The organism is Pseudactinotalea sp. Z1748 (genome assembly GCF_049725185.1).
In the GTDB taxonomy this organism is placed as follows: domain Bacteria; phylum Actinomycetota; class Actinomycetes; order Actinomycetales; family Beutenbergiaceae; genus CALKWS01.
Window position 1 is genome coordinate 69,274 of record NZ_JBMPQB010000008.1, and the last position, 24,462, is coordinate 93,735.

Here is a 24,462-nt window from a genome sequence, read left to right on the forward strand (position 1 = left end):
GGTGATCCCTGGCAGACTGTGGGCGTGCCTTCCTCGACCGCGGTATCGGACCCCGATGGTGACCACGGCTCCACCGATATCGAGGCGCACGTGCGCCCTCGCCGCGACGGCGATCGGGGGACCGCCTCCACTCGCGGGGCCCCCAACAGTGCCGGGAGCACCAACGATCGGCCCGCGACCGCCGCCGATGCCGTCCACGACATGGACGTGGTGCCGCCGGGCTGGCATCGCAAACTGTTGCCGGCATTCGGGGTGAGCCTGTCGGCGTTCCTGCTCTTCGGCATCGAGGTGGGCTGGCCCGGCCATGCGGTGCTGATCGTCAGCCTGGGGGCGGCCTACCTGGTGGACCGCGCCCTGGCCAAGGACCTGCTGCTGATCGGCGCGGGTATCACGGTCGTGTCCACCACATCGGTAGCGGCCGATGTGAGTTGGGACCGCTTCTTCACGATCGGGATCGTGCTGGCGCTCGCGGTGGCCACCCCGTTCCTGATCGACCGGCTGATCTACCGGCGCAAGGCCATCCGGTTCCCCTGGCGGGGCCACCGCAAGTGGACCCCGGTGCAGAAGGGATACATGCTGCTGGTCCCGTTCCTGGGCTGGCTGATCCTGCCGTTCTACTTCATCCGATCCGGGGCCTACCAGAACTGGCCGGCGATCACCGACACCAGCGAGTTGGTCCGCTTCTTCATCGGCGTGAACTACGTGGGCACCTGGGATGAACTGTTCTTCATCTGCACCTGCTTCGTGCTGCTGCGCCGCCACTTCCCGATGTGGACGGCCAACATCCTGCAGGCCATCATCTTCGTCTCCTTCCTCTACGAACTGGGCTACACCCACTGGGGCCCGCTGTTGACCGCACCGTTCGCGCTGCTGCAGGGCTACATCTTCACCAAGACGCGCTCGCTGACCTACGTGGTGATCGTGCACCTGCTCTTCGACGTCATCGTCTTCCTGGCGATCGTGCACTCCCACAACCCGGACTTCTTCCCCTACTTCCTGTACTGAGTCCGCGTTCACCGCGCCGGGGTCACCCGGGAGGCGGCACCGGATCTTCCACCGCTCGTTCGGCAGCGGATTCGCCGGGGGACTTCGCCGGCAGCGATGTCACAGGTGGGGCATACGGTCGATCTCGTTGCTGACGAAAGCCGAGGAGTGTCGATGACCGCTGTGTCCTGCCCGCCCGGGGTGACGCGTGAACGTGCGGGGGCTGCGCCGTCGTCGGTCGTCGTGGGCGTGGGCGAGTCGGGACCGGCCGTTGCGCGGGGTAAGCTGGCCAGCATGCTGGGCGGTAGTGGTGAGGCGGCGTTCGACTTCGTCGACCTCTTCGCCGGTGTCGGCGGGTTCCACGCCGTCCTCGGCGCCCTGGGCGGTCGGGCCACATTCGCCTCCGAGATCGACCCGGTGGCCGCCCGGGTGTACCGCGACAACTGGGACATGGGCGTGCACGGGGACATCATCCCGCTCACCGCCGAACGCATGGACGTGCCTGACCATGACGTGCTGGCCGCCGGCTTCCCCTGCCAACCGTTCTCCAAGTCCGGCTTCCAGAAGGGGATGGAGGAGACCCGCGGCACGCTGTTCTTCAACATCGCCCGGGTGCTGGAAGAACGTCGGCCCACCGCGATCCTGCTGGAGAACGTGCGCAACCTGGCCGGGCCGCGGCACCGCGACACCTGGGCCACCATCATCCGCACCCTGCGGGACCTGGGCTACCAGGTCTCGACCACCCCCACGATCTTCTCCCCGCACCTGCTCCCACCCGAACTGGGCGGACGCCCGCAGGTGCGTGACCGGGTCTTCATCACCGGAACCTACGTGGGGCCGCGCCGGGCGTGGGCGCAGTCCTGGGACGAGCCCGTGGTGCCCAACCGGCCGGTGGCCCGGCCCGACGGCGGCCTCTGGGACCCGCACCGGTGGGATCTGCGGTCCGATCTACCGCTCCTGAGCGAGGAGGAGATCCCGGACCTGCAGCGCTACCGGCTCAGCCCCACCGAGACCGAGTGGATCAGCGTGTGGGATGAGTTCGTGCAGATCATGCGCCCGCGGGTGGCCACGCTGCCGGGCTTTCCGATCTGGGCCGATGCGTTCCTGCCCGAGCCGCAGATCGCCCAGGGAACCCCGCTGTGGAAGGCGAACTTCTTGCGGAAGAACGCCGAGTTCTACCGCCGCCACCGGCGGGTGCTGGACGGCTGGCTGCAGCGGCATCAGCACCTGGCCCACTTCCCGGCCTCGAGACGCAAACTCGAGTGGCAGGCCCAGGACGCCGAGTCGCTGTGGTCCACGATCATGCACTTCCGGCCCTCCGGGATCAGGGCCAAGAGGCCCACCTACGTGCCGGCCCTGGTCGCGATCACCCAGACGACCATCCTGGGGGACAAGCGGCGCCGGCTGACCCCGCGCGAGGCCGCCCGGTTGCAGGGCCTGCCCGATGAGTTCACCTTCGGCGACCAGCCGGCAGCCGCCTCCTACCGGCAGATGGGCAACGGGGTGAACGTCGGGGCCGCCTACTACGTGCTGCGCCAACACCTGTTGCGCACCATCGATGAGGTCGAGGACCGCTCACCCGGGCTGGCCCGCGCGGTGCGGCAGGCGCCGGCCAACCCCGACGTGGCGATGGCGCCCGGCTCGGCCCTGGCGCAGGCCGGCGTCGCCTGAGAACCCAGGCATGGGCGCACAGGTGGTCGACCAGATCGGCCCGGACGGCACGGTGGTCCAGGACACCGACGCCAGGATCCGCCCGGCGGAGCGCTTGGCGATCCTGGGACGGTATCTGCCGGAGGTCTATGTGCAGCAGGTGGGCTCCGAGAAGGTGCTGATCGCCGGGGACAACGCGTTGCTGGTGCGCCAGGTGCACCATCTGGGCCATCCCTGGCCGGGGTTCAAGAAACGGATCCAGATACCGAACCAGTGGATCCGCATCCATCACCTGCTCCGGGAAGGTGGGCTGCGTCCGCGCTTCATCGGCCTCTACCACTACGAAGGCACCACGATCTTCGTGGACTTCGACCCCGACACCTACGTGGCGCGAAAGGCCAACAACTCCGCCGCGCACGTGTCCACCAATGATCTGTTCCAGGCCCAGACGCGTGGCTCCTTCAGCCGTCGGGACCGGAACGGCAACCGGCTCACCAGCGTACGCGCGGACTCCTTCGCGCGCTATCTGCGCACCGGCGCCGTGGGGACCGATCCGCATCTGGAGGTCCTGCAGCAGTTCAACGAGGTATTCATCGACGGTCAGCTGACCATGGCGAGGACCGCGGTGCAGCGGATGCACCGGGCCGCCTGGCCCGATCGGTTCCAGGGCGAGTGGCCGGGTTTCTACCTGGAGTACCGGCTGGAGGAGTTCCTCCGCGCCGGCGGCCACACCGATCGGGTGCGTCACCTGAAGAACAAGACCCCCGGCGGGTTCGATTACGACCTGCAGTTCCGTGACGGCCCCACCATCGCCCACTACGGGGACCTGAAGGCCTCCGACCATGGGCAGAAGGAGGCCCCGGGTAATGACGCGGCCTCGGTGCGGGCGTGCGTGCAGGAGTACGACAAGTTCTGGTTCGTGCTCTATGAGCACCAGACCTGGAAGGCCAAGGACAACCAGAACCTTGCCACGATCGAATGGAACAGGTGGCGCCGGGACGCCGGGTACGAGGCCCGCAAGGGGTTCAACGAACTGTCCTACGCCGGCCGGTTCAAGGAAGCGGTCCGGTTCTTCTCCATGAAGGTGCTGGAGGTCAACACCGGCAACTTCCACACGGTGCTCGGCGATTTCGCTCAGGGCCGCCAATCCAGCGGCGATGCGCGGGCGCTGAAGGTGATGATCCGCAAGGACCGGATCGACAATTTCCTGGTGCACAGCCACCAGGTGGAGGTCCCCGGACCCGAACCGCTCGCCCCGGGCCGGTTAACTCCCCGCGCCGACGCCACCCTGTGGTGAGGCCGGCGGCCCGGTGCGGTCCCGGCCCATGATCACCGCGGCCGGGCCGCTGTCGCCGTACCGGAAGTCCGGCAGGAGCTCAACGAACCCGGCCCGTTGGTACAGCCGGCGTGCCGGGTTGGTCGGGGCCGTGGCCAGCAGGACGCGTTGGTGCCGGGTGGTGTGTACCAGGTGATGCAACAGCATGGCCCCGGTGCCCTTGCCCTGGTGCTCGGGGGCCACCACCAGTTCGGCGAGTTCGAAGGCGTCCTGCATCCATTCCGCGTTCCCGGTGGCCCGCAGGGCGGGACCGATCTGCTCGGGCCACCAGTGGCCACGTTCGAAGGTGAATCCGAAACCGAAGCCCACCGACGCTCCGTCCGCCCGCGCCAGCAGCAGCCGCGCTCCGTGGTATTCGCGCATACACCGGGTGTAGGTGTCGGTGAACCGGCGGGTGACCGAGGAAGGGTAGCCGAACGCGGCGGCGTAGAGGGTGGTGACCTCGTCGGCGCCTGTCACCGCCTCGGCGCGGGTCAGGTCGACGATCACCTCCTGAACCCTAGTCCCATGTGGTGGGTGCCTCGCGACCCGGCTTACCCGCGCCTGGACCTGCCGTCCTCCGCACCGGGGAATGCCGCCCTGCTGCACCGGCCATCGGTGTGCACGCCCCGCCCGTGGTGCCACGGCAGGGCACCTGGGCACGTACCCTCCTTGCGGGAAGGGAGTGTGCATGGAAGCGATCGAACGGGAGCAGCGCACCGGGGATGCGCCGCTCGTGATCCGCAGGGTGCGGTTGCCAGGGCCGGTGGCAGCCGACGACGGCGCACCCGGCCGGGCCGGGGGTGATCACCCTGCCGCTGGGGGCGGCACGGGCGAGGAGGTGTGGGACGCCGCGATCGCGGACGGTCGGGTTGCGGAGGTGGTCCCCACCGGGCACCTGGAGGCACCGGCCGGCTCCGCGGAGATCGACGCCGAGGGCCGCTACCTGCTCCCGGGCCTGTGGGATGAGCACACCCACATGGTGCAGTGGGCCCTGGCGATGTCCCGGTTGGACCTGAGCGGGGCGACCTCGGCGGCACAGGTGATGGACCTGGTGCGCTCCGCCCTGCCTACGGACCGCCCCGTGGTGGGTTACGGGTTCCGTGACGCACTGTGGCCCGACGTTCCGAGCCGGGATCTCCTCGATCAGGTAGCCGGTGCGGTGCCCGTGGTGCTCGTCTCGGGTGACCTGCACTGCGCCTGGGTGAACACCGCCGGCGCGGACCTGCTGCGGGTTGCGGTCGGGGCCGACGGGCTGGTCCGTGAGGGTGCGTGGTTCGAGGCGATGCCCCGGCTGGACGCGGCAACCGTAGCCGGTGCGCAAGACGCCCTGGCCAACGCGTTGCCGCTGTTGGCGGCCCGCGGTGTGGTCGGCGTGGTGGACCTGGAGTGGGCGGACAACATCAGCGACTGGCGCACCCGGCTCAGCGCCGCCGTGCCGGCCCTGGTCCGAGTGGAGGCCGGGATCTACCCCGACCGGCTCCCGGCCGCGCTGGCCGAGGGTTGGCGCAGTGGCCAGGTGGTGCCCGGAACCGGTGGGCTGGTGCGGGTGGGACCGCTGAAGATCCTCTCCGACGGGTCGCTGAACACCCGCACCGCGCTGTGCCGCGACCCCTACCGGGGATCAGCCCAGGTGGACCGGGCCCCCGGCGGGGGCTATGGGTACCGGGAGTACGACGTGACCGAGATGGTGGAACTCCTCCGGCGGGCAGCCGGTGGAGGCATCACCGCCACGGTGCACGCGATCGGGGATCTGGCCGTCACCGCCGCGCTGGACGCCTTCGAGGCCACCGGTTCCGGCGGCCGGATCGAGCACGCCCAATTGGTGCACCCCTCCGATCATGCGCGGTTCGCCGCCCTGGGCGTGGTGGCCGGTGTGCAACCCGAGCACGCCATGGATGACCGGGATCTGGCCGAGCAGTACTGGCCCGAGCGCACAGGGTGGTGCTTCCCGCTGGCGGACCTGGCCCGGGCCGACGCGACGATCCGCTTGGGCTCGGATGCGCCGGTGGCGCCACTGGACCCGTGGGTGACGATCAGCGCCGCGGTGACCCGCAGCCGGGACGGCCGGGAGCCGTGGCACCCCGAGCAGGCGCTACCGGTCTCGGCGGCGCTGGCGGCCAGCGCGCGCGGGAGGGCGCGCGTGCGCACGGGCCAGGACGCCGACCTGGTGCTGACCGACGCCGACCCCCACACCGCGGACCCTCAGGCGCTGCGGACCATGCCGGTCTGGGCGACCATGGTCGCCGGCCGGTGGACACACGGGCCGACCTGACGGCGGGCACCGGCCGGCCGGAGCCGGTGCCCGCCGGAGGGACGGGTCCCGGGCCGGGTGCGTACCCGGCGCGTGCGCGTCAGTCAGCGCGCAGCGCGGGAGGCGAGCAACCAGCGGATCCCGGCTATCACCAGGACCAGCAGCAACACGAACATGATGGTGCTGGCGATGATCGCCCCGGGGTTGTCAGCATCCCCGGCGAACAGGTCGCCCAGGCCCATGAGGTTCGGCAGGGAGCCCAGCGCGCCCAGCAGCGCCAGCACCAGGGCCACGATCAGGGCGGGCTTGCGGGCCGTCGTCCCCCGTGCGATCAGGGCACAGACCAGCAGCGCCGCCCCCACGAAGGCCGGGATCAGTGCGGTGATGCTGGCGGCAGCGGTGGCGATGTAGGCCACGGCGCCGGTGGCGATCAGGGCGATGGACACGAGCAGGGTCAGGGTAATCACGGATCTTGCCTCGGTTCGGGGCTGATGGCCGATTTGATCCTACCGGCTGTAGGAGTCGATATCCGCCACACTCCCACCCGGGCGGTCGCCGCCGGCTCAACCCGCGGCGTGCTCACCCCACTCCAGCGTCCGAGCCAACGGCACTCCGGGCCGGTAGGCCAGGTGCATCCGGTTCGGGGCGTCCAGCACCGCCAGGTCCGCCCGCGCCCCGACCCCCAGGTGCCCCACGTCCTCGCGCCGCAGCGCCGCCGCGCCACCGGTGGTGGCCGCCTGGATCGCCTCGTCCACACTCATCCCCATCTCCCGCACCGCCAGCGCGATGCACAACGGCATCGAGGAGGTGAAGGAGGTGCCGGGGTTGCAGTCGGTGGACAGCGCCACGGTGACCCCGGCGTCCAGCAACCTGCGCGCATCGGGGTAGGGCGACCGGGTGGAGAACTCCACCCCGGGCAGCAGTGTGGCCACGGTGTCCGAGCCGGCCAGGGCCATCACGTCCTCATCGGACAGGTACGTGCAGTGGTCCACGCTGGCCGCCCCCAGTTCCACCGCCAGTTGTGCCCCGGGCCCGTTCCCGAGTTGGTTGCCGTGCACGCGCAGACCCAGGCCCGCCCGGGCGCCCGCCTGCAGCACTGCCCGGGCCTGCTCGCCGTCGAAGGCCGCGGCCGCCGCCGGTTCACAGAACACATCCACCCACCGGGCGTGCGGGGCGCACGCGCGCAGCATCGGCCCCCTGACCAGGTCGACGTAGGCGTCGGCCCGCCCGGCGAACTCCGGTGGTACCACGTGCGCACCCAGGAAGGTGACCTCCGGGGTCACCTCCGCCGCCAGTTGCAGCGAGCGCACCTCGTTGGCCACGTCCAGGCCGTAACCGGACTTGACCTCCACCGTGGTGGTGCCCTGGGCGCGGGCCTCGGCCACGAACGCCCGGAGCCGCTCACGCAGCACCCGCGTGGAGGCCTCCCGGGTGGCCGCCACGGTCACGGCGATCCCGCCGCCGTCGTAGGACTGCCCGCTCATCCGGGCGGCGAACTCCGCCGAGCGGTCCCCGGCGAAGACCAGGTGGGTGTGGGAGTCCACGAACCCCGGCAGCACGCATGCCCCGGCGACGTCGATGCGGGCGTCGGCCGCGGGTGTCACCCGGCCCCGGCCCACCCAGACGATCCGCCCGCGCGGGCCGGTGACGCCGTCACCGGCCACCGGAGCCGGCCCGCCGGGCGCGGGCAGACCGCCCGCCGAGGCCGCGTCGTCGTCGGTCTCGATGACGAGGGCGGCGTCCTCGAGCACCCCCAGCGGGCCGGTGCCGAGGGTGGGGTCACCGGTCACCAGTTCTGCGATCCCGGTGATCGCGATGGCGGCCATCAGGTCTGCGAGCCGGGCGCGGTGTGCATCGGGATCGGGACGCCGTGGTCACGGGCTACCTGCTCGGCGGCCTCATACCCCGCGTCCACGTGCCGGATGATGCCCATCGCCGGGTCGTTGCTGAGCACGCGCTCCAATTTCCGGGCGGCCAGTTCGGTGCCGTCGGCCACGCTGACCTGGCCGGCGTGGATCGAGCGCCCGATGCCCACCCCGCCGCCGTGGTGCAGCGAGACCCAGGTGGCCCCGGAGGAGGCGGCGACCAGGGCGTTGAGCATCGGCCAGTCCGCGATCGCATCGGACCCGTCGGCCATCGCCTCGGTCTCGCGGTAGGGGGAGGCCACCGAGCCGCAGTCCAAGTGATCCCGGCCGATCACGATCGGAGCGCGCAGGGAGCCGTCGGCCACCATCTCGTTGAACCGCAGGCCCGCGCGATCGCGTTCACCGTGACCGAGCCAGCAGATCCGCGCGGGCAGCCCTTCGAAACTGACCCGCTCCTGGGCGGCGCGGATCCACCGGCGCAGGTGGTCGTTCTCGCCGAAGAGGTCCAGGACGGCCTCATCGGTCGCGGCGATATCGGCGGGGTCCCCGGACAGCGCCGCCCACCGGAAGGGGCCCTTGCCCTCGCAGAACAACGGGCGGATGTAGGCCGGCACGAACCCGGGGATCTCGAAGGCCCGGTCGTACCCGCCCTTGCGTGCCTCGTCGCGGATGGAGTTGCCGTAGTCGAACACCTCCGCGCCGGCATCGGCGAAGCCGACCATCGCCTCCACGTGCGCCGCCATCGATTCCTGGGCGCGGGCGGTGAACTCCTCGGGTTTGGCGGCGGCGTAGTCGTGCCAGTCAGCCAGGTCCACACCCTGGGGAAGGTAGGAGAGCGGATCGTGCGCCGACGTCTGGTCGGTGACCACATCGATGGCCACGTCCCGGCGGAGCAGTTCGGTGAACACGTCCGCGGCGTTGCCCACCACGCCCACCGAGACCGCCTCGCGTGCAGCCCGGGCCACCTCGACCCGGGCGACGGCGGCATCGAGGTCATCTGCGACCTCATCCAGGTACCGGGTGCCGACCCGACGGCGCAGCCGGGCCCCGTCCACGTCCACCACCAGGCACACCCCACCATTGAGCGTCACCGCCAGGGGTTGCGCCCCGCCCATCCCGCCGCACCCAGCGGTCAGGGTCAGTGTCCCGGCCAGGGTGTCGCCGAACCGCTTCGCGGCCACAGCGGCGAAGGTCTCGTAGGTGCCCTGCAGGATGCCTTGGGTTCCGATGTAGATCCAGGAGCCGGCCGTCATCTGTCCGTACATCGTGAGCCCGAGTTGCTCCAGGCGCCGGAACTCCGGCCAGGAGGCCCAGTCGCCCACCAGGTGGGAGTTGGCGATCAGCACCCGCGGTGCCCATTCGTGGGTGCGCATCACACCGACGGGTTTACCGGACTGGACCAGCAGGGTCTCATCGGCCTCCAGGCCGGTCAGCGTGGCCACGATCGCGCGGTAACTGGGCCAGTCGCGCGCCGCTCTGCCGGTGCCGCCGTAGACCACCAGGTCCTCGGGGCGTTCGGCCACCGCTGGGTCGAGGTTGTTCATCAACATCCGCAGGGGTGCCTCGGTCTGCCAGGACTTGGCGGTCAGGGCGGTCCCGGTGGGGGAGCGGACGACGTCGTGACTGCTCATGGCCACGACGGTACCGAAGTGGGCCGCGGCGCACCCGGGATCGAACGGCCTGAACCGCCGGCCCCGGGATGCGGCCCGGGGTGTCAGTGGTACTGCGGCTGGGCGGAGCCGGAGGTGCCGGCATCGCCGGTGCCGGGCGCGTCATGTCCGGCGGGATGCCCGACGACGGGTTCGGCCCCGGTCTCGGAGTAGTCGGCGTAGCACCGGGCCCGGCCCAGCACCGCCACCGTCACGCGCGTGCCTGGTTGCAGTGCCGCCTGGGGGCCGTCGACCACCCGGGAGAGCACCGTGGTGTGATCCCCGGCGCGTAGGATCACCAGGGCGTCGTGGCCGTAGTAGTCCACCGACACCACGGTGGCCGGAGCGCCGGGATCGGTGGCGGGGTGGATGGTGACCTGCTCGGGGCGCAGCATGACCTGGGTCTGCCCGGGACCGGGTGTCTCGGTGACACCCAACCAACCGAGCACCGTGCGCACCCGCTGCCCGTCGCGCTCCAGGACCGGCAGCAACTGCGCCTCGCCCACGAACCCAGCCACCCAGGGGTCCACCGGAGCGCGGTAGATCTCAGCGGGACGGCCCGCCTGCAGGATCCGCCCGGCGCGCATCACCGCGATCTCATCGGCCATCGACAACGCCTCGGCCTGGTCGTGCGTGACCATCAACGCGGTGGCCCCGTCCTCGGCCAGGGCCTGGCGCACGACCTGGCGCACCTCGGTGCGCAGGGTGGCGTCCAGGGCGCTGAACGGTTCATCCAGCAGCACCAGCGGGGGCCGGGGCGCGAGTGCCCGGGCGACCGCCACGCGCTGCTGTTGTCCGCCGGAGAGCTCGTGCGGCATCCGGCTGCCGAGTCCGGTCAGGCCGACCAGGTCCAGGCATTCGGCGACCCGGTCCCGGGTGCCGCGGCGGCCCAGTTTGCGCCGGCCCAGGCCGAACGCGATGTTGTCGGCCACCGACAGGTGCGGGAACAGGCCGCCGTCCTGCGGCACGATGGCTGCGTGGCGCCGGTGCGGCGGCAGGTGCACCCCGGGCAGGGACACCGCCCGACCTTCCAGGGCGATGCGGCCGGCGTCGATCTGCTCGAACCCGGCGAGGACTCGCAGCAGTGTGGTCTTGCCGCAGCCGGAGGGACCGAGCACCGCGAGCAACTTGCCCGCGCCCAGGCTCAGGTCCACGCCGTCCAGGGCCTGCACCTGGCCGAAGGCCTTGTGCACCTGGACTACTTCGACAGCACTCACGGTTCCACCCTCACACTCTCCGGGGCCACCTGGGGGTGAGGTTCCTCACTGCTGACGCCGGCCCCGCGGATCCCGCTGCGGACCGTCAGCAGCCAGGTGGGCAGCGCGGCGAGCAGGACCAGCAGCACGGCGTAGGGCGCGGCCTCGGCGTAGCGCTGCACCTCGGTGGCCGACCACAGCCGGGTGGCCAGGGTCTCCATCCCGGTGGGCCGCAGCAGCAACGTGGCCGGCAACTCCTTCATGCACGCCAGGAATACCAGCGCGGCCCCGGCGCGCACACCCGGGAGCGTGAGCGGGAGGGTCACCCGTGCCCAGGTGCGCCCCGGGCCCTCCCCGAGGGAGTGGCTCACTTCCTCCAGGCCGGGCGGTGCCTTCGCGGCGGCCCCGGCCACCGCGGCCAGGGCCAGGGGCAGGAACAACGTGGCATACCCCACGGCGAGCAACCAGACGCTCTGGTAGAGCGGGAGCAGCACTGCCACACCCAGGAACACCAGTGACAGACCGACCACCACTCCGGGCAGGCCGTGCGCGAGATAGGCGGCGTGTTCCAGCGCCCGGGCCAGCCGGCCGGGGTGACGGGCCACGTACAGCCCCACCGGGATCGCCAGTGCCGTGGTCACCAGCGCACCCGCGAGGGCCAGCCCGATAGACCCGGACGCTGCGCTGAGCACCTCCCCGACCGAGCCGGGCTGGGACAACCCGCGGGCGGACCAGCGAGCCATCGCGACCGCCGGGACCCCGAGGGCGACCAGCGCGGTGCCCATCATGGTGGCGTAGGCGACCCAGCGCCCGTACCTCCCGAGTTGGTGCATGGGGGCGGAGCGACGAACCCCGCTGCCGGTGCGGGCGTACCGGGCGCCACGGCGGCGGGTGCTGTGCTCGATCGCCAGGATCAGCAGCGTGAGCAGCACGAGCATGCTGGCCAGGCTGAGTGCGCCGATCCGGTCGAAGCCCGAACCCAGGGCGGTGAAGATCGCGCGGGTGAAGGTGTCCACCCGCAGCAGCGACACCGCTCCGAAGTCGGAGAGCGCGTAGAGCACGGCGAGCAGCCCACCGGCGGCGATGGCCGGGCGTACCTGGGGAAGGGTGACGGTGATCAGGGTCTGCCACGGCCCCCGGCCCAGAGAGCGGGACACCTCCTCCTGCCCGGCGTCGGTGGCGGCAAGCGCGGCGGCCACCGGCAGGTACACGTACGGCGCGGTGTAGAGGGTCAGCACGAGGGCGGCGGCCCAGAACCCCTCGAACCTGGCGGTTGAGGACCACAGGTCCGCCACCGCCGACCAGCTGAACGCCGCGACGTAACTGGGCACCGCCAGCGGCAACGCCGCCACCACCGCCCAGAGGCGCCGCCCCGGCAGATCGGTGCGGGTGACCAGGTAGGCACTGCCGACGCCGAGCACCAGGCACCCGATCGCCACGACCAGGGCGAGCAGCATGGACGTGGCTGCCAGTGTCCCCACCCGCGGGCGGGTCAGCGCGGCGAGCCAGGCATCGGGCCCGGCGCCGACGACGCGCGCGATCAGGTAGGCCAGCGGCACCAGTGCCACCGCGGTGGCGACCAGGGCCGCCGCGGTCAGTGCTGGGTGCGCGCGCTGGGTCAGGACAATCCCGCCTCACTGATCATCTCGACGGTGGTCTGCAGGTCGTCGAGGTCGTTCAGGTCGATCTCGGGCTGGTCCAGGCCGGTCAGGGGCGGCAACGCCTCATCGGCCTCGATGCCCTCGACCATGGGGTACTCGTGGGTCTCGTCGCGGAAGTACTCCTGCCCGGTAGGGCTGAGCAGGTAATCGATGAGTTCCTGGGCGGCCGGTGAGGGCTCCTCACCCAGAGCGCCGATCCCGGAGATATTCACCAGGCCGCCGGCATCACCGCCGGCGAAGAAGTGCTGGGCCACGTCCAGGTCCTCCGGTTCCACGCCCTCCTCCTCGGCCTGTTCGAAGAGGTAGTAGTGGTTGACCAACCCGACGTCGAACACCCCCGCGTTCACGTCCGCGACGATCATGCCGTTGCGTTCGCGAAGTTGCGGGTCGTTCGCAGCCAGGTCCGAGAGCCACTGCCGGGCCACGTCATCGCCCTCCATCAGCCGGATCGCGGTGACGAACGCCTGGAAGGAGGCGTTGGTCGGTGCGATCCCCACCCGGCCCCGCCATTGCTCCTCGGTCAGTTCGAAGACGGACTCGGGCAGTTCCTCGGCGCTGACTGCGTCCTTGTTGTAGACCAGCACCCGGGACCGGCCGGTGAGCCCGATCCAGGTGCCGTCGGCGGAGCGGTAGGCGGCCGGGACCAGGTCGAGCGTGTCCTGTGGCAGCGGCGCCAGCAGCCCATCGGCAGCGAGTGCCCCGAGCGCGCCGGCGTCCTGGGCGAGGAAAGCATCGGCAGGGCTGCGGTCCCCTTCCTCCAGGAGTTGGGCAGCCATCTCCGCAGTCCCGCCGTACCGCACCGAGACCTCGATCCCGGTCTCCTCGGTGAAGGAGTCCAGCACCGGCTGCACCAGGGCCTCGTTACGGCCGCTGTAGAGCGTCAGGGACTCCTCGTCGGAGCCGTCACCGGAGCCGCACGCGGTCAGCCCGGCCAGGACCAGTCCGGCGACCGCGGTCGGTGCCAGCCATGCGGTGCGCATCGTGGGTACTTTGAGAGGCATCGAGTCTGTTCTCCTGTGATCGGGGGCCCGACCGGGCACGTCTTAAGTAAGGCTAACCTTACTAGCCGGTGGTGGGAAGCCGTGCCGGAGGTGCTCAGGCCAGGGAACCGGTGACCTCGCTCACTGCGGTGAGCAGGGAACCGTCCAGGAGCACCTGGTGGGCCGCCTCGATCTGGGGGCTGAGATGCTCGTCCGGGCCGGGCTCGCTGACGCCGGCGGCGCGCAGTACGCCTCTGGCTGCACCGGTGGCCGGGCCCGGCTGCAGCGGCCGGCGCAGGTCCATGCCACGTGCGGCGGTGAGGATCTCGATCGCGAGCACGCGGCGCAGACCGTCCACGGCGCGGCGCAGTTTGCGGGCCGCGGCCCATCCCATCGAGACGTGATCCTCCTGCATCGCCGAGGAGGGGATGGAGTCCACGCTGGCCGGCACGGCCAGGCGTTTGAGTTCGGAGACGATCCCAGCGGCGGTGTACTGGGCGATCATCAGCCCGGAGTCCACGCCCGGGTCCTGGGCCAGGAACGCCGGTAGGCCAGCGTTGCGGGCGGTGTCGAGGAAGCGGTCGGTGCGCCGCTCGCTCATCGAGGCGACGTCGGCGGCGGCGATCGCCAGGAAGTCCAGCACGTAACCGACCGGGGCGCCGTGGAAGTTGCCGTTGGACTCCACCCGCCCGTCCAGGGTCACCACCGGGTTGTCGATCACCGAGGCCAGTTCCACCTCGAGGACACCCCGCGCGTGGGACAGGGTGTCCCGGGCGGCCCCGTGCACCTGGGGAACACATCGCAGTGAGTAGGGGTCCTGCACGTGGGAACAGTCCGGGCCGCGGTGGGAGGCCACGATGCCGGAGCCGGCCATCAGGGTGCGCAGGTTCGCGGCCGAGGCCGCCTGTCCCGGGTGCGGGCGCAACGCCTGCAGGTCTGCGGCGAAGACTGCGTCGGTGCCCAGCAACGCCTCCACGCTCATCGCCGCCGCGACGTCGGCGACCTGGAGCAGGTGCCTCAGGTCGGCACAGGCCAGGGCCAGCGTGCCGGTCATCCCGTCGGTGCCGTTGATCAGCGCCAGGCCCTCCTTCTCGGCCAGTTCGACCGGTGCCAGACCGGCGCGGACAAGTGCGGTGCGCGCCGGATGGGCGTGGCCGTCCCGGGTGCGCACGGTGCCTTCGCCCATCAGGGCCAGCGCCGCGTGGGCCAGCGGGGCGAGGTCGCCGGAACAGCCCAGCGACCCGAACTCGTGCACCACCGGGGTCAGGTGGGCGTTGAGCAGGTCCGCGTAGGCACGCACGGTGCTCTCGCGCACGCCGGTGCGGGCCGAGGCGAGCGTGGCCAGGCGCAGCAGCATCAGCGCACGGACCACCTCGGTCTCCACCTCCGGTCCGGTGCCGGCCGCATGGGAGCGGATCAACCCTTGCTGCAGCCGGGTGCGCCGTTCGGGTGGGATGTGGGTGGTGGCCAGGGCCCCGAACCCGGTGGAGACCCCGTAGTGGGGCCGTTCGGCGTCCACCAGTGACTCCACGTGCCGGCGGCTGTCGGCGACCTCGGTCAGGACCTCGGACGGCAGGTGGACCGGGGCGCCGTCGCGGGCCACGGCCACCACGTCGTCAACGCTCAGCGGGATGGTGCCGAGCGTGACCGCGTTCGCGATGGGTGCATCGTGCATGGGCTTATCCCATCACGCCCGGCCACCTGCGTGGGGGAGTCCGCCGGCTCGCCCCGGGTGACAGGTCACTTCGCCGGCTATCCCGCCGGGCCGGGCTGCCCGGCCGCGAAGTAGCCCACCAGCTCGGCATCGAGGGCGGGCACCTCCACGACGCCGCGACCCTCGCGCAGCGACCGGGTGGCCATGAGGCCGGCGGCTACCGCATCGCGGGCAGCGACCGGGGAGGTGGAGGTGATGCCGCCCTCGACGGCGAACCGGAGGAACTCATCGACCAGTAGTCGGTCCGCCCCGCCGTGACCGCCCTCGGCCGCGGGCACCTCGAACGTCTCATCGGGTGGTGCGCTGCCCTGGTGGCGCCGATTCCACAGATGCACCTGGGAACCAGGTGTGTCGCCCATGTTCTCGATACGTCCGTGCGTGCCGATCACCGTGTAGTTGCGCCAGTAGTCGGGGGTGTAGTGGCACTGGTCGTAGGTGGCCAGCACCCCGTTGCCCAGTGCGAGCTGGACGTGCGAGAGGTCCTCCACATCCACCACCGGGTTCAGTCCGGTGTGGGCGGTGGCCGGCCAGTTCTCCAGGGACCACCAGTCGGTCATCCGTTGCCCGCTGCGGTCGGTGCGGTCGGGGTTGTGGGCGTACACGCTCATCGCCCCCATCGCCTGCACCTGGGTGGCCGGGGCGCCGGCGAGCCAGTGGATCACGTCGATGTCGTGGGCGCCCTTCTGCAGCAGCAGGGAGTGGCTCCTGGACCGGTCGGCATGCCAGTCCTTGAAGTAGTAGTCCCCGCCGTGGCCGACGAAGTGCCGGCACCAGATCGCCTTGACCGCCCCGATGCGGCCCTGCTCGATGACGGAGCGCATCAGCGTGATCACCGGCAGGTGTCGCATGTTGTGTCCCACGTACAGCCGTGTGCCGGTGCGCCGGGCGGTCGCCAGGATCTGATCGGCCTCGGCCAGGTCCACCGTCAACGGCTTCTCACAGAACACCGGCAGCTTCGCCTCCAACGCTGCCAGCACCGGGGCGGCATGCAGGTGGTCGGGGGTGAGCACCATGACGGCGTCGACGTCGGAGGTGAGCAACTCGTCCAGGTCCGCGGTCAGCAGCACGTCGCCGAACGCCTCGGCAGCCTCGGCCCGCGAGCGCTCACTGGGGTCGCATACCGCGGTGACGACCGAGCCCGCACCGGGGCGGTGGGCCTCCCTGGCGATGCTGCCCCGCAATCCGTAACCGACCACGCCTACGCGGATGACCATCCATCTCTCCTTCGCTGCATCACTTCTCCTGGCGGTGACTGGCCCAGTCCGGTTCCGTCGTGATGCTCCAACCGCCGTCCCGATGATTTCGGCCCGGTGCTGCAACCGGTGTGCTCGAAGCGCAGAAGCCGATCACCTCGGCCGCTTTCCGTGGTGCGCCCGGGCCGCGGCTGCCGTTGGTTCGCCGGTGCTGGTCCTGGCACGCTGGTCCCATCGCCGACAGTACCGGGAGGTCGCTCACCATGCTCAGCGCACATCACGGAGACATCACCGCCGAGGACGTCGACGCCATCGTGAACGCCGCCAACTCCTCGCTCCTGGGCGGTGGTGGGGTGGACGGCGCGATCCATGCCGCAGCCGGGCCGGACCTGCTCGCCGAATGCCGGCGGCTTCGCGACACGGCTCTCCCCGAGGGCCTCGGCGTGGGGGAGGCGGTCGTCACCGGTGCCGGGAACCTGGCCGCCCGGTGGGTGATCCACACGGTGGGCCCGAACCGCCACCGCGGCCAGCGGGACCCGAATCTGCTCGCCGCCTGCTTCACCAACTCGTTGCGCCGGGCGGCGGGCGTGGGCGCCACCTCGGTGGCCTTCCCGGCGATCGGCGCCGGTGTGTACGGGTGGGATCCGGAGCAGGTGGCCCGGGTCGGCGTGAGCGCGGTGCGAGCGTTCCTGGCCGAGGACGACGCCATCACCCAGGTGCGGTTCGTGCTGTTCAGCCGGGACGTCCTGGCGCACTTCGAAGCCGCCTTGGCGAACAGTTCGACCTGAGCCGGTCCATCGGGCCGGGCACGCAGCCCGGTTACACCGAGACCGCCCGCAGCCGGGCGCCCAACCCGGCGGCCGCCTCCAGCACGCACAGGGCCGCCAGGCGTACGGTGCGCTGGTCGGTGGTGTCCGCGGTCGCATCGACCTCGGTGATATCCACTGAGCGCACGGCCGGGTGGGCCCCCGCCGAGCGGGCCGCGACGCGCAGGTCGTGGGCGCTGATACCCCCGGGCACCGAGGCGGGGCACGCTGGCGCCACCGACCGGTCGCACACGTCCACGTCCAGGTCCACGTGTACCGGACCGCCGCCGCCGGAGGCGATGGTCAGCGCCCTGTCCATGACCTCCGTCATATGGGTGTGCTGCAGTTCGTCGCGCTCGATCACGGTGATGCCGTACTCCCTCGCACGCGCCCGGTAGTAGGCGGAGTTGGCGAAGTCGGAGATGCCGATCTGGACCACGCGCCGCCCGTCCAGGCCACCCTCCTCGATCAGGCGCCGCACCGGGGACCCGTTCGAAACCCCGTCCCGCAGGTCGTGATGGGCGTCGAGGGTGACCAGTCCGGCGCTGCCGGCGCGGGTGCCCCACGTGCCCAGTGCAGCCGGGACGGTGGCCGCGTTGTCCCCGCCCAGGGCGATGAGCAGGCGTGCCTGCGCGGCCGCTACGGACACCGCGCGCACCGCCTCGGCCTCCCCCTCCCCGTCGGGCTCGGGGACGTCGCCGGCGTCGGCGATGCGCAGTGAAGCCAGGTCGGTCCCATCGGCCAGGGCGGTGCTGTAGCGCTGCAATGCGGCGCGGACCGCGGCCGGGGTGGCGTGCGCACCGGTAGGGGAGAGGGACGTGCGGTGGGTGCCCAGGCCGAGGATGACGACGTCGCAACCGCCCTCGGGCGGGCCCCACCGGCCGGCCCTGGGCCAGTGGGGGTCGTGGGAGAGGCTCATCCGGTCAAACTACCGGCCGGCACCGGAGCCGGCCCGGCGTCGGGTGCGTTCAGATCTCCGGCCGGGGGCTGAGTTCGCGCCGGTGCAGCGGCTCGCGGCCGAAGGGCTGGCGCACGGGCTCCACCTGAGGTGGGGGCGGGACGGGCAGGGTGACGGGTCGCCCCGCCTCCAGGTGGACCTTCTCCCCGTGGTGCCAGGTACGCATCGCCGGTCCTTCGAGCAGCTCATACGTCGTCTCCTCCGGCGAGGATGAGCCGTTGCGACGGGTGTCGAGTTGGATCACCCGCCCGGCGAAGGTCATCTGGAACCGGATCCGGGTCAGTTTCTCCGGCAACCGGGGCGCGAACGTGAGTTTGCCGTCGTGATCGCGCATCCCCCCGAAACCGGCCACCGCCACCTGCCACGCCCCGCCCATGCTGGCGATGTGCAGGCCCTGCTGGGCGTTCCCGTGCAGGTCCCCCAGATCCACGAACGCCACCTCGGACCAGTAGGTGTAAGCCAGATCCAAGTGGCCGGTCTCGGCGGCCATGACCGCCTGCGTGGCGGCCGACAGCGAGGAGTCCCGGGCGGTCCGCGCCTCGTAGTAGGCGAAGTTCGCCGCCTTTTCCTCCGGCGTGAACAGGTCACCCCGCAGGTGCATGGCCAGCACCAGGTCGGCCTGCTTGATGACCTGCTTGCGATAGAGTTGGAAATACGGGAAGTGCAGCATCAGGGGGTACTGGGACGCCTCGGTGCCCTCGAAGTCCCACTCGTCACCATCGGTGAAGCCCTCGGACTGCTCGTGCACACCGGCGTCCTCGGAGTAGGGCAGCGCCATCTGGTCCGCGGCGCGGCGCCAGGCCTCCCGCTCCTGCTCGGTCACCCCGAACAGGGCGCTCACTTCCATCCGGCGCTCACACGCCGATGCGGCCTCACGCAGATTGCGTTGGGCCATGGCGTTGGTGAAGAAGTTGTCGTTGACCACCGCGGTGTACTCATCCGGCCCGGTGACCCCGTCGATGTGGAAGCCATCCTCGCTGAAGTGCCCCAGCGAGGCCCACAACCGTGCCGTCTCCACGAGCAGTTCCACACCGAACTCCGCCTCGAAGTCGACGTCCTGGGTCGCTGCCAGGTAACGGGCGGTGGCATCGGCGATGGCGGCGTTGATGTGGAAAGCGGCGGTCCCGGCCGGCCAGTACCCCGAACACTCCCGCCCGGTGATGGTGCGCCAGGCGAACGCTGCCCCGTCCAGGTTCAACTCCCGGGCCCGTTCCCGGGCCTGGTCCAGCATCGTGTGCCGCCATCGCAGGTGGTCGCGTACCGCGTGCGGCACGGTGTAGGTCAGCATCGGTAGCACGAACGTCTCGGCGTCCCAGAAGGTGTGCCCGTCGTAGCCCAGGCCGGTCAAGCCCTTGGCCGCGATGCCCTGCCCCTCACCCCTGGCCCCGGCCTGGAGCACGTGGAACATGGAGAAGCGCACCGCCTGCTGCAGGCCGGTGTCCCCTTCGATATCGACGTTCGCCCGGTTCCAGAACTCATCGAGGTACTCCTCCTGCTCGGTAAGCAGGCCCTTCCAGCCGGTCAGTCGGGCCACGGACACCGCGGCTTCGACCTGGTCCCGGAGCGCCGGTGCGGAGCGGCGGTGGGACCAGCCGTAGCCGAGGAACTTGATCAGCCGCAGGGTGGAACCGGCGGGCAGCCGCGCGGTGACCGAGTAGCGGGCCAGATCCCCGGCGGCCTCGATGGTGTCGTGGAACTCATCGGGCACCTCGATGATGTGATCCATCGCTGTCGCCAACGTCAATTCCGAGCGGTTCGTGGTGTGCACCAGCGTGGCCCGGGCCTGACGGGCTGCGGCGAGCACCCCGGTCAACGGGCGCTCCAGCAGTGCTCCGGCGCGCGGGTCGCGGGAGGCGGCGGCCCCGGGCTCGTTGGTCAACAGATCCGACTGCAGCGCGACCATCAGGTCCTGATCCAGGGCGGTGACCTCATAGCAAATCGCTGCCACCGAGCGCTGTGTGAAGGACACCAGCCGCTGGGAGCTGACCTTGACGGTGTTGCCGTTCGGGGACACCCAGGTGGTGTTCCTGTTCAGCGTGCCTGCGCGCATGTCAAGGGTGCGCTCGTGGTTGAGCAGATGCCCGTAGCGGATGTCGAACGGGGCGTCCCCCAGCATCAGTCGGATCAACTTGCCATCGGTGGCGTTGAGGAGAGCCTCGCCGACCTCGGGATAGCCGTATCCCCGTTCGGCGTAGGGCAGCGGGATCTCCTCGTGCACCCCGTTTACGTAGGTGCCCGGCAGGTGCTGGGGTTCGCCCTCGTCGAGGGACCCCCGCAGCCCGATGTGCCCGTTGGACAGGGAGAACAGCGACTCCAACTGGCCCAGGTTGTCCACGTCCAGGCCACGGTAGGTCACCCGCCACGGGTCGATCTCGTACGGGTTCGGCGCGGTGTGCTGACTCATTGCTGCTCCATCAACTCGGCCAGGTCGGCCACCACCACGTCGGCGCCGGCCCGGGACAACTGCGCCCGCTGGTCCAACCGGTCCACACCGATCACGTAGCCGAAGCCGCCAGCACGCCCGGCCTGCACCCCGGCGATGGCATCCTCGATCACCACGGTGTGCTCGGGCGCGACCCCCAGCAGGTCGGCACCGGCCAGGAAGGTATCCGGAGCGGGCTTGCCGGGCAGGTTGCGCTCCGCCGCGATCACACCGTCGATGCGTCCGTCGAGCAGCCCGCCCAGCCCGGCGGACTCCAGCACCGCCTGCCCGTTCGCCGAGGCGGTGACCACGGCCGTGGCGAGTCCGGCGGCGCGCACGGCCTCGAGGTAGGCCACGGTGCCCGGGAAGGTTTGCACACCCTCGGTTGCCAGGGCACGCGTGATGGCAACGTTCTTCCGGTTCCCGACCCCGCAGATGGTCTCCGCCTCGGGAGGGTCGGAGGGCCTGCCCTCGGGCAGGGTGATACTGCGGGAGGTCAGGAACGCGCGCACCCCGTCGTACCGTCGACGTCCGTCCACGTGCGCGGCGTACTCCAGTTCGGTGAACTCCTCCTGCCCGGCCCCGGCCAGGATCGGGTCGAAGGTGGCTTTCCAGGCGCTGCGGTGCAGGGCTGAGGTCTGGGTCAGCACGCCGTCCATATCGAACAGGGCCGCGCGAATCGACTCAGGTAGGCCCAACCGAGCCAGCGATGAGGGGGAGACTGCCATGCCACTGACGCTATCGCCCACCACGGCCGGATTCGAAAGTGGGCCCGGCGTGCCGGTGCCTCGGCGTGTCGCCGCGGCACCGGCGGGCGCCGCGGCCTGATCAGACCGTGCGCAGGCTCGTTGGGAAACTCCGGAGTGGCGGGTCGGATCAGGAGCCGGGCTGGACCACGCCGGACTCATAGGCGGCTACCACGATCTGGGTCCGATCGCGTAACCCGAGTTTGGTGAGGATCCGGCTGACGTGGGTCTTCACGGTCTGCTCGGCGACGAAGATCTCGGCGGCGATCTCGCCATTGGACAGACCGCGCGCCACCCACCTCATCACCTCCAGTTCCCGGTCGGTCAGGTCGGCCAGTTCCTTGACGTCGGGGCCCGAGGGGGCGGGCCGGGAGACGAACTCGGCGATCAACGATCGCGTGATCGAGGGCGCCAGCAGCGCCTCCCCGCCGGCCACCACCCGCACCGCGTGGATCAGATCCTCGGCCGGGGCGTCCTTGAGCAGGAATCCGCTGGCACCGGCGCGCAGGGCGTCGAAGACGTACTCATCCAGATCGAACGTGGTCAGGATGATGATCCGGGGTTGGTGATCGGGCAGGGCGGCGATCTGCCGGGTTGCCTCCAGGCCATCGACCCTGGGCATCCGAACATCCATCAGCACCACGTCCGGGTCGTGCTCGCGGACCAGGTCGGCGGCGTAGATCCCGTCATCTGCCCCACCGACCACCTCGATCCCATCCTGGGCATCGAGTAGGGCGCCGAAGCCGGCTCGCACCATCGCCTGGTCGTCGATGATGAGCACGCGAATCGCGGCGGTGACCATCCGTCCTCCGATCGGTTGAGATGGGTCGACTGTATCCGGCGATCACCCCAGAGGATGAGCAGGTATGTGGCTCCGTAGGGTGATGCCATCGACGCCCCCTACTCGTACGTTCGGTATGTGCAGACCCTCCAGACCGAACTCCCGCTCAGCCCGATCCACGGCACGAGTCGGAATGCGCCGTCACCGGCAGTCCGTCCGGCGTGGGCGCGGTTGTCGTGGACGGGGACGTTCCGGGGCCTTGCCCACCTCCTGACCGCCTTCGTTCTGTCGGTACTCGGCTTCGTGCTGCTGGTGCCGCTGTTCGTTCTCGGTTTGGTCACCGCGGTAACCTGGGCCGGGGTCCCCATCCTGGGCTTCACGCTGCTTCTCGCCAGCGGCTTCGCGCGGGAGGGGCGCGACTTGTTGGCCCGGTCCACCGGTGACTCGTTCCCCGCCCCCCGGTACCGGCAGTCGGCCACCGGGCCCGTGCGGCTGGTCCGGATGGTGGCCGACCCGCAGTTGTGGCGGGACATGGTGCATGCGGTTCTGGTGGCGTTGCCACTGCGGATGGGGACCTTCGTCGTCGCCGCCTCGTGGCTGGCTGCGGGCGTCGGCGGGGTGACCTCCTGGCTGTGGTCGGTGTTCGTGCCCGGTTATCAGGGTTTGGCCTCGCTGCTGTTGCCGCTCCTGGCGCCGCAAGTGACCCTGCACGCACACCTGGCCGATTCCCTCGTGCACGGCGTGCTGGGCGCAGTGCTGCTGCTGACCACGCCGGCCCTGGTGCGGTTGTTGGTGACCCTCGATGCGGTGAGTAGTCGGGCGCTGCTGGTTCAGCGGTAGCGTGGAGCGGCCATGACTGAGCAGGAATCGACGTCCCGGCGTTCCCTCGATGACGGGTGGACGGGCACGCGTGAGCCCACCAAGGACCGTGTGGTTCCGCGGTGGTTCGATGGCGCGATCCCGCACCCGGGCTCGCGTTTGCTCTCCAGCCAGTGGCTGACCATCTTCGTGTGGCTCTCCGGGTTGGTGGCACTGGCGGTCAATGCGGCGACGATGCCCACGCTGTACCGTGCTTTCGTCCCCCTCACCCTGGTGGCCTCGATGTTGCACGCGGTGAGCCTGCCGGTTGCGCTGAAGCGCCCCAAGGTTGCGGTGGCACTGTCCACCATCGCCCTCGGCGGCACCACGGTGCTGACGATGGGCCGGGAGGTGTTCCCCTGGCCGATCCCGGTGGTTTCACTGGTGATCACATCGCTGCTGTGCGCAATCCTGGCGCTGCGGGAGCGCTGGCCCTACGCGATGGTGGGCAGTCTGCTCGCCGTGGTGGTACCGGGACTGTGCGCGACGGTCGTGGCGCTGTTGCGCGACGAGTGGCGACCGATCCTTCCGAACCTGCTCACCGCTGCCTCGGTCCTGGCACTGGTGACCACGTTCGGGGTCCTCATCCGGGAGTCGTTGATGAGCAGGGCCGAACTGCTCGCGCAGCAGGAACGCACCGCCGCGGAACAGGAACGGCGTCAGTTGGTGGAGGAACGCACCCGTATCGCCCGTGAGTTGCACGACATCGTGGCGCACAGCCTGTCCATCATCTCGATCCAGGCCTCCACCCTGCGCTACCGGGTGGAAGGGGTCACCGAGGAGGTGCGGACCGAACTCGATCAGATCACCGAGTCCGCCCGCACCGCCCTGGTCGAGATGCGCGACCTGCTCGCGGTCCTGCGGCAGGAGGACGCCGAGCAGGAGTTGGCACCGCAGCCCACGCTGAGTCGGATCCCCGAACTCATCGGGAACGTCCGGCGCAGTGCCGCCGTCGTGTCGCTCGAGGTCCAAGGTGATCTGGACGACGAGGCTGTCCTGGACGTGACCGGGATCAGTGCCTACCGCATCGTGCAGGAAGCCCTGAGCAACGCCGTCCGGCACGCTCCCGGCGCCCCGGTGGACGTGCGGATCGAACTCGGGCAGGACGTGCTGGTGATCGACGTGCGCAACCCCGGATCGGTGGTCCAGGGTTCCCGGCCCGGTGCTACCACCCCATCGAGTCCTGCTCCCGTCGATCAGCGTGGCGATGGTTCGGCCGACGTTCGTGCGGGCGGCTTCGGGCTACGCGGTATGCGCGAGCGGGCCACCTTCGCCGGCGGCCGGCTGCACGCCGGCCCGCTGTCCGATGGAGGCTTCAGCGTGCACGCCGAACTGCCGCTGCACGGCGCGGGAGCACCCGGCGGGTTCGAGGGCCAGTCCCCACCTGCGTGAGGTGTGGCTCACGGCCGCACGCGAACCCTGGATCTCCG

The 24,462-nt window shown here is 70.7% G+C and carries 20 protein-coding genes; 7 read left to right on the forward strand and 13 right to left on the reverse strand.

Features of this window, described 5'->3' with window-relative positions; all coding sequences use genetic code 11:
• Positions 1 to 24: 24 nt before the first annotated feature.
• From ACO0LU_RS15930 to ACO0LU_RS15940, 3 genes are all read left to right on the forward strand, one after another.
• Positions 25 to 1,005: a type II CAAX prenyl endopeptidase Rce1 family protein gene (locus ACO0LU_RS15930; protein WP_424792339.1), complete on the forward strand. Its 981-nt coding sequence runs from the start codon at positions 25 to 27 to the stop codon at positions 1,003 to 1,005.
• 153 nt (positions 1,006 to 1,158) lie between these two features.
• Complete coding sequence (locus ACO0LU_RS15935; RefSeq protein WP_424792340.1) at positions 1,159 to 2,655, forward strand: DNA cytosine methyltransferase; 1,497 nt, start codon at positions 1,159 to 1,161, stop codon at positions 2,653 to 2,655.
• Between the two features lie 10 nt (positions 2,656 to 2,665).
• A complete protein-coding gene (locus ACO0LU_RS15940) occupies positions 2,666 to 3,931 on the forward strand; it encodes a hypothetical protein (RefSeq protein ID WP_424792341.1) in 1,266 nt (421 codons plus the stop codon).
• Here ACO0LU_RS15940 and ACO0LU_RS15945 read toward each other — a convergent pair.
• Positions 3,899 to 4,459 carry a GNAT family N-acetyltransferase gene (locus ACO0LU_RS15945; protein WP_424792342.1) on the reverse strand — a complete coding sequence of 187 codons (561 nt, stop codon included), beginning with the start codon at positions 4,457 to 4,459 and terminating at the stop codon, positions 3,899 to 3,901. The two genes, ACO0LU_RS15940 and ACO0LU_RS15945, sit on opposite strands and share 33 nt — an antisense overlap.
• A gap of 181 nt (positions 4,460 to 4,640) precedes the next feature.
• Here ACO0LU_RS15945 and ACO0LU_RS15950 point away from each other — a divergent pair, with 181 nt between their 5' ends.
• Positions 4,641 to 6,224: an amidohydrolase gene (locus ACO0LU_RS15950; protein ID WP_424792343.1), complete on the forward strand. Its 1,584-nt coding sequence runs from the start codon at positions 4,641 to 4,643 to the stop codon at positions 6,222 to 6,224.
• Positions 6,225 to 6,307: 83 nt separating this feature from the next.
• Here the strand turns inward: ACO0LU_RS15950 and ACO0LU_RS15955 are convergent, their stop codons facing one another.
• From ACO0LU_RS15955 to ACO0LU_RS15990, 8 genes are all read right to left on the reverse strand, one after another.
• Positions 6,308 to 6,670, reverse strand: a complete 363-nt coding sequence (locus tag ACO0LU_RS15955; RefSeq protein ID WP_424792344.1) for a hypothetical protein — start codon at positions 6,668 to 6,670, stop codon at positions 6,308 to 6,310.
• Positions 6,671 to 6,766: 96 nt separating this feature from the next.
• Positions 6,767 to 8,029 carry an imidazolonepropionase gene (hutI, locus tag ACO0LU_RS15960; protein WP_424792345.1) on the reverse strand — a complete coding sequence of 421 codons (1,263 nt, stop codon included), beginning with the start codon at positions 8,027 to 8,029 and terminating at the stop codon, positions 6,767 to 6,769.
• Positions 8,029 to 9,699 carry a urocanate hydratase gene (locus ACO0LU_RS15965; RefSeq protein WP_424792346.1) on the reverse strand — a complete coding sequence of 557 codons (1,671 nt, stop codon included), beginning with the start codon at positions 9,697 to 9,699 and terminating at the stop codon, positions 8,029 to 8,031. The genes hutI and ACO0LU_RS15965 overlap by 1 nt, the downstream gene beginning before the upstream one ends.
• Before the next feature lie 83 nt (positions 9,700 to 9,782).
• Positions 9,783 to 10,934: an ABC transporter ATP-binding protein gene (locus tag ACO0LU_RS15970; RefSeq protein ID WP_424792347.1), complete on the reverse strand. Its 1,152-nt coding sequence runs from the start codon at positions 10,932 to 10,934 to the stop codon at positions 9,783 to 9,785.
• Positions 10,931 to 12,481, reverse strand: a complete 1,551-nt coding sequence (locus tag ACO0LU_RS15975) for an ABC transporter permease (RefSeq protein ID WP_424792348.1) — start codon at positions 12,479 to 12,481, stop codon at positions 10,931 to 10,933. The genes ACO0LU_RS15970 and ACO0LU_RS15975 overlap by 4 nt, the downstream gene beginning before the upstream one ends.
• Positions 12,482 to 12,531: 50 nt before the next feature.
• Positions 12,532 to 13,575 carry an iron ABC transporter substrate-binding protein gene (locus ACO0LU_RS15980; RefSeq protein ID WP_424792349.1) on the reverse strand — a complete coding sequence of 348 codons (1,044 nt, stop codon included), beginning with the start codon at positions 13,573 to 13,575 and terminating at the stop codon, positions 12,532 to 12,534.
• Between the two features lie 94 nt (positions 13,576 to 13,669).
• Positions 13,670 to 15,229, reverse strand: coding sequence for a histidine ammonia-lyase (hutH, locus tag ACO0LU_RS15985; protein ID WP_424792350.1), 1,560 nt, complete (start codon positions 15,227 to 15,229; stop codon positions 13,670 to 13,672).
• A 77-nt stretch (positions 15,230 to 15,306) separates the two neighbouring features.
• A complete protein-coding gene (locus ACO0LU_RS15990) occupies positions 15,307 to 16,482 on the reverse strand; it encodes a Gfo/Idh/MocA family protein (RefSeq protein WP_424792351.1) in 1,176 nt (391 codons plus the stop codon).
• Between the two features lie 242 nt (positions 16,483 to 16,724).
• Here ACO0LU_RS15990 and ACO0LU_RS15995 point away from each other — a divergent pair, with 242 nt between their 5' ends.
• Complete coding sequence (locus tag ACO0LU_RS15995; RefSeq protein WP_424792352.1) at positions 16,725 to 17,249, forward strand: O-acetyl-ADP-ribose deacetylase; 525 nt, start codon at positions 16,725 to 16,727, stop codon at positions 17,247 to 17,249.
• Positions 17,250 to 17,280: 31 nt separating this feature from the next.
• On the opposite strand, the gene ACO0LU_RS16000 is transcribed toward ACO0LU_RS15995, so the two are convergent.
• From ACO0LU_RS16000 to ACO0LU_RS16015, 4 genes are all read right to left on the reverse strand, one after another.
• Positions 17,281 to 18,186 carry an arginase family protein gene (locus ACO0LU_RS16000; protein ID WP_424792353.1) on the reverse strand — a complete coding sequence of 302 codons (906 nt, stop codon included), beginning with the start codon at positions 18,184 to 18,186 and terminating at the stop codon, positions 17,281 to 17,283.
• Positions 18,187 to 18,235: 49 nt separating this feature from the next.
• Positions 18,236 to 20,629: a glycoside hydrolase family 65 protein gene (locus ACO0LU_RS16005; RefSeq protein ID WP_424792354.1), complete on the reverse strand. Its 2,394-nt coding sequence runs from the start codon at positions 20,627 to 20,629 to the stop codon at positions 18,236 to 18,238.
• Positions 20,626 to 21,375 (reverse strand): HAD family hydrolase, encoded by a 750-nt coding sequence (locus tag ACO0LU_RS16010; protein WP_424792355.1) that lies wholly within the window; start codon positions 21,373 to 21,375, stop codon positions 20,626 to 20,628. Before ACO0LU_RS16010 ends, ACO0LU_RS16005 begins: the two co-directional genes overlap by 4 nt.
• Before the next feature lie 148 nt (positions 21,376 to 21,523).
• Positions 21,524 to 22,195, reverse strand: coding sequence for a response regulator (locus ACO0LU_RS16015; protein ID WP_424792356.1), 672 nt, complete (start codon positions 22,193 to 22,195; stop codon positions 21,524 to 21,526).
• A gap of 117 nt (positions 22,196 to 22,312) precedes the next feature.
• Here ACO0LU_RS16015 and ACO0LU_RS16020 point away from each other — a divergent pair, with 117 nt between their 5' ends.
• Positions 22,313 to 23,014: a sensor domain-containing protein gene (locus ACO0LU_RS16020; protein ID WP_424792357.1), complete on the forward strand. Its 702-nt coding sequence runs from the start codon at positions 22,313 to 22,315 to the stop codon at positions 23,012 to 23,014.
• A gap of 12 nt (positions 23,015 to 23,026) precedes the next feature.
• The gene (locus ACO0LU_RS16025) at positions 23,027 to 24,424 is read left to right on the forward strand and encodes a sensor histidine kinase (protein WP_424792358.1); all 1,398 of its coding nucleotides are present in this window, start codon (positions 23,027 to 23,029) and stop codon (positions 24,422 to 24,424) included.
• Positions 24,425 to 24,462: the final 38 nt, after the last annotated feature.

What these genes read in the sequence shown, in the direction of transcription:
- ACO0LU_RS15935 (WP_424792340.1), top strand. Translation starts at nt 1,159, where the DNA reads ATGACCGCTGTGTCCTGCCCGCCCGGGGTGACGCGTGAACGTGCGGGG.
- ACO0LU_RS16005 (WP_424792354.1), bottom strand. Translation starts at nt 20,629, where the DNA reads ATGAGTCAGCACACCGCGCCGAACCCGTACGAGATCGACCCGTGGCGG.
- ACO0LU_RS15950 (WP_424792343.1), top strand. Translation starts at nt 4,641, where the DNA reads ATGGAAGCGATCGAACGGGAGCAGCGCACCGGGGATGCGCCGCTCGTG.
- ACO0LU_RS15940 (WP_424792341.1), top strand. Translation starts at nt 2,666, where the DNA reads ATGGGCGCACAGGTGGTCGACCAGATCGGCCCGGACGGCACGGTGGTC.
- hutH (WP_424792350.1), bottom strand. Translation starts at nt 15,229, where the DNA reads ATGCACGATGCACCCATCGCGAACGCGGTCACGCTCGGCACCATCCCG.
- ACO0LU_RS15990 (WP_424792351.1), bottom strand. Translation starts at nt 16,482, where the DNA reads ATGGTCATCCGCGTAGGCGTGGTCGGTTACGGATTGCGGGGCAGCATC.
- ACO0LU_RS16000 (WP_424792353.1), bottom strand. Translation starts at nt 18,186, where the DNA reads ATGAGCCTCTCCCACGACCCCCACTGGCCCAGGGCCGGCCGGTGGGGC.
- ACO0LU_RS15995 (WP_424792352.1), top strand. Translation starts at nt 16,725, where the DNA reads ATGCTCAGCGCACATCACGGAGACATCACCGCCGAGGACGTCGACGCC.
- ACO0LU_RS15965 (WP_424792346.1), bottom strand. Translation starts at nt 9,699, where the DNA reads ATGAGCAGTCACGACGTCGTCCGCTCCCCCACCGGGACCGCCCTGACC.
- ACO0LU_RS15980 (WP_424792349.1), bottom strand. Translation starts at nt 13,575, where the DNA reads ATGCCTCTCAAAGTACCCACGATGCGCACCGCATGGCTGGCACCGACC.
- hutI (WP_424792345.1), bottom strand. Translation starts at nt 8,029, where the DNA reads ATGGCCGCCATCGCGATCACCGGGATCGCAGAACTGGTGACCGGTGAC.
- ACO0LU_RS16025 (WP_424792358.1), top strand. Translation starts at nt 23,027, where the DNA reads ATGACTGAGCAGGAATCGACGTCCCGGCGTTCCCTCGATGACGGGTGG.
- ACO0LU_RS16015 (WP_424792356.1), bottom strand. Translation starts at nt 22,195, where the DNA reads ATGGTCACCGCCGCGATTCGCGTGCTCATCATCGACGACCAGGCGATG.
- ACO0LU_RS16010 (WP_424792355.1), bottom strand. Translation starts at nt 21,375, where the DNA reads ATGGCAGTCTCCCCCTCATCGCTGGCTCGGTTGGGCCTACCTGAGTCG.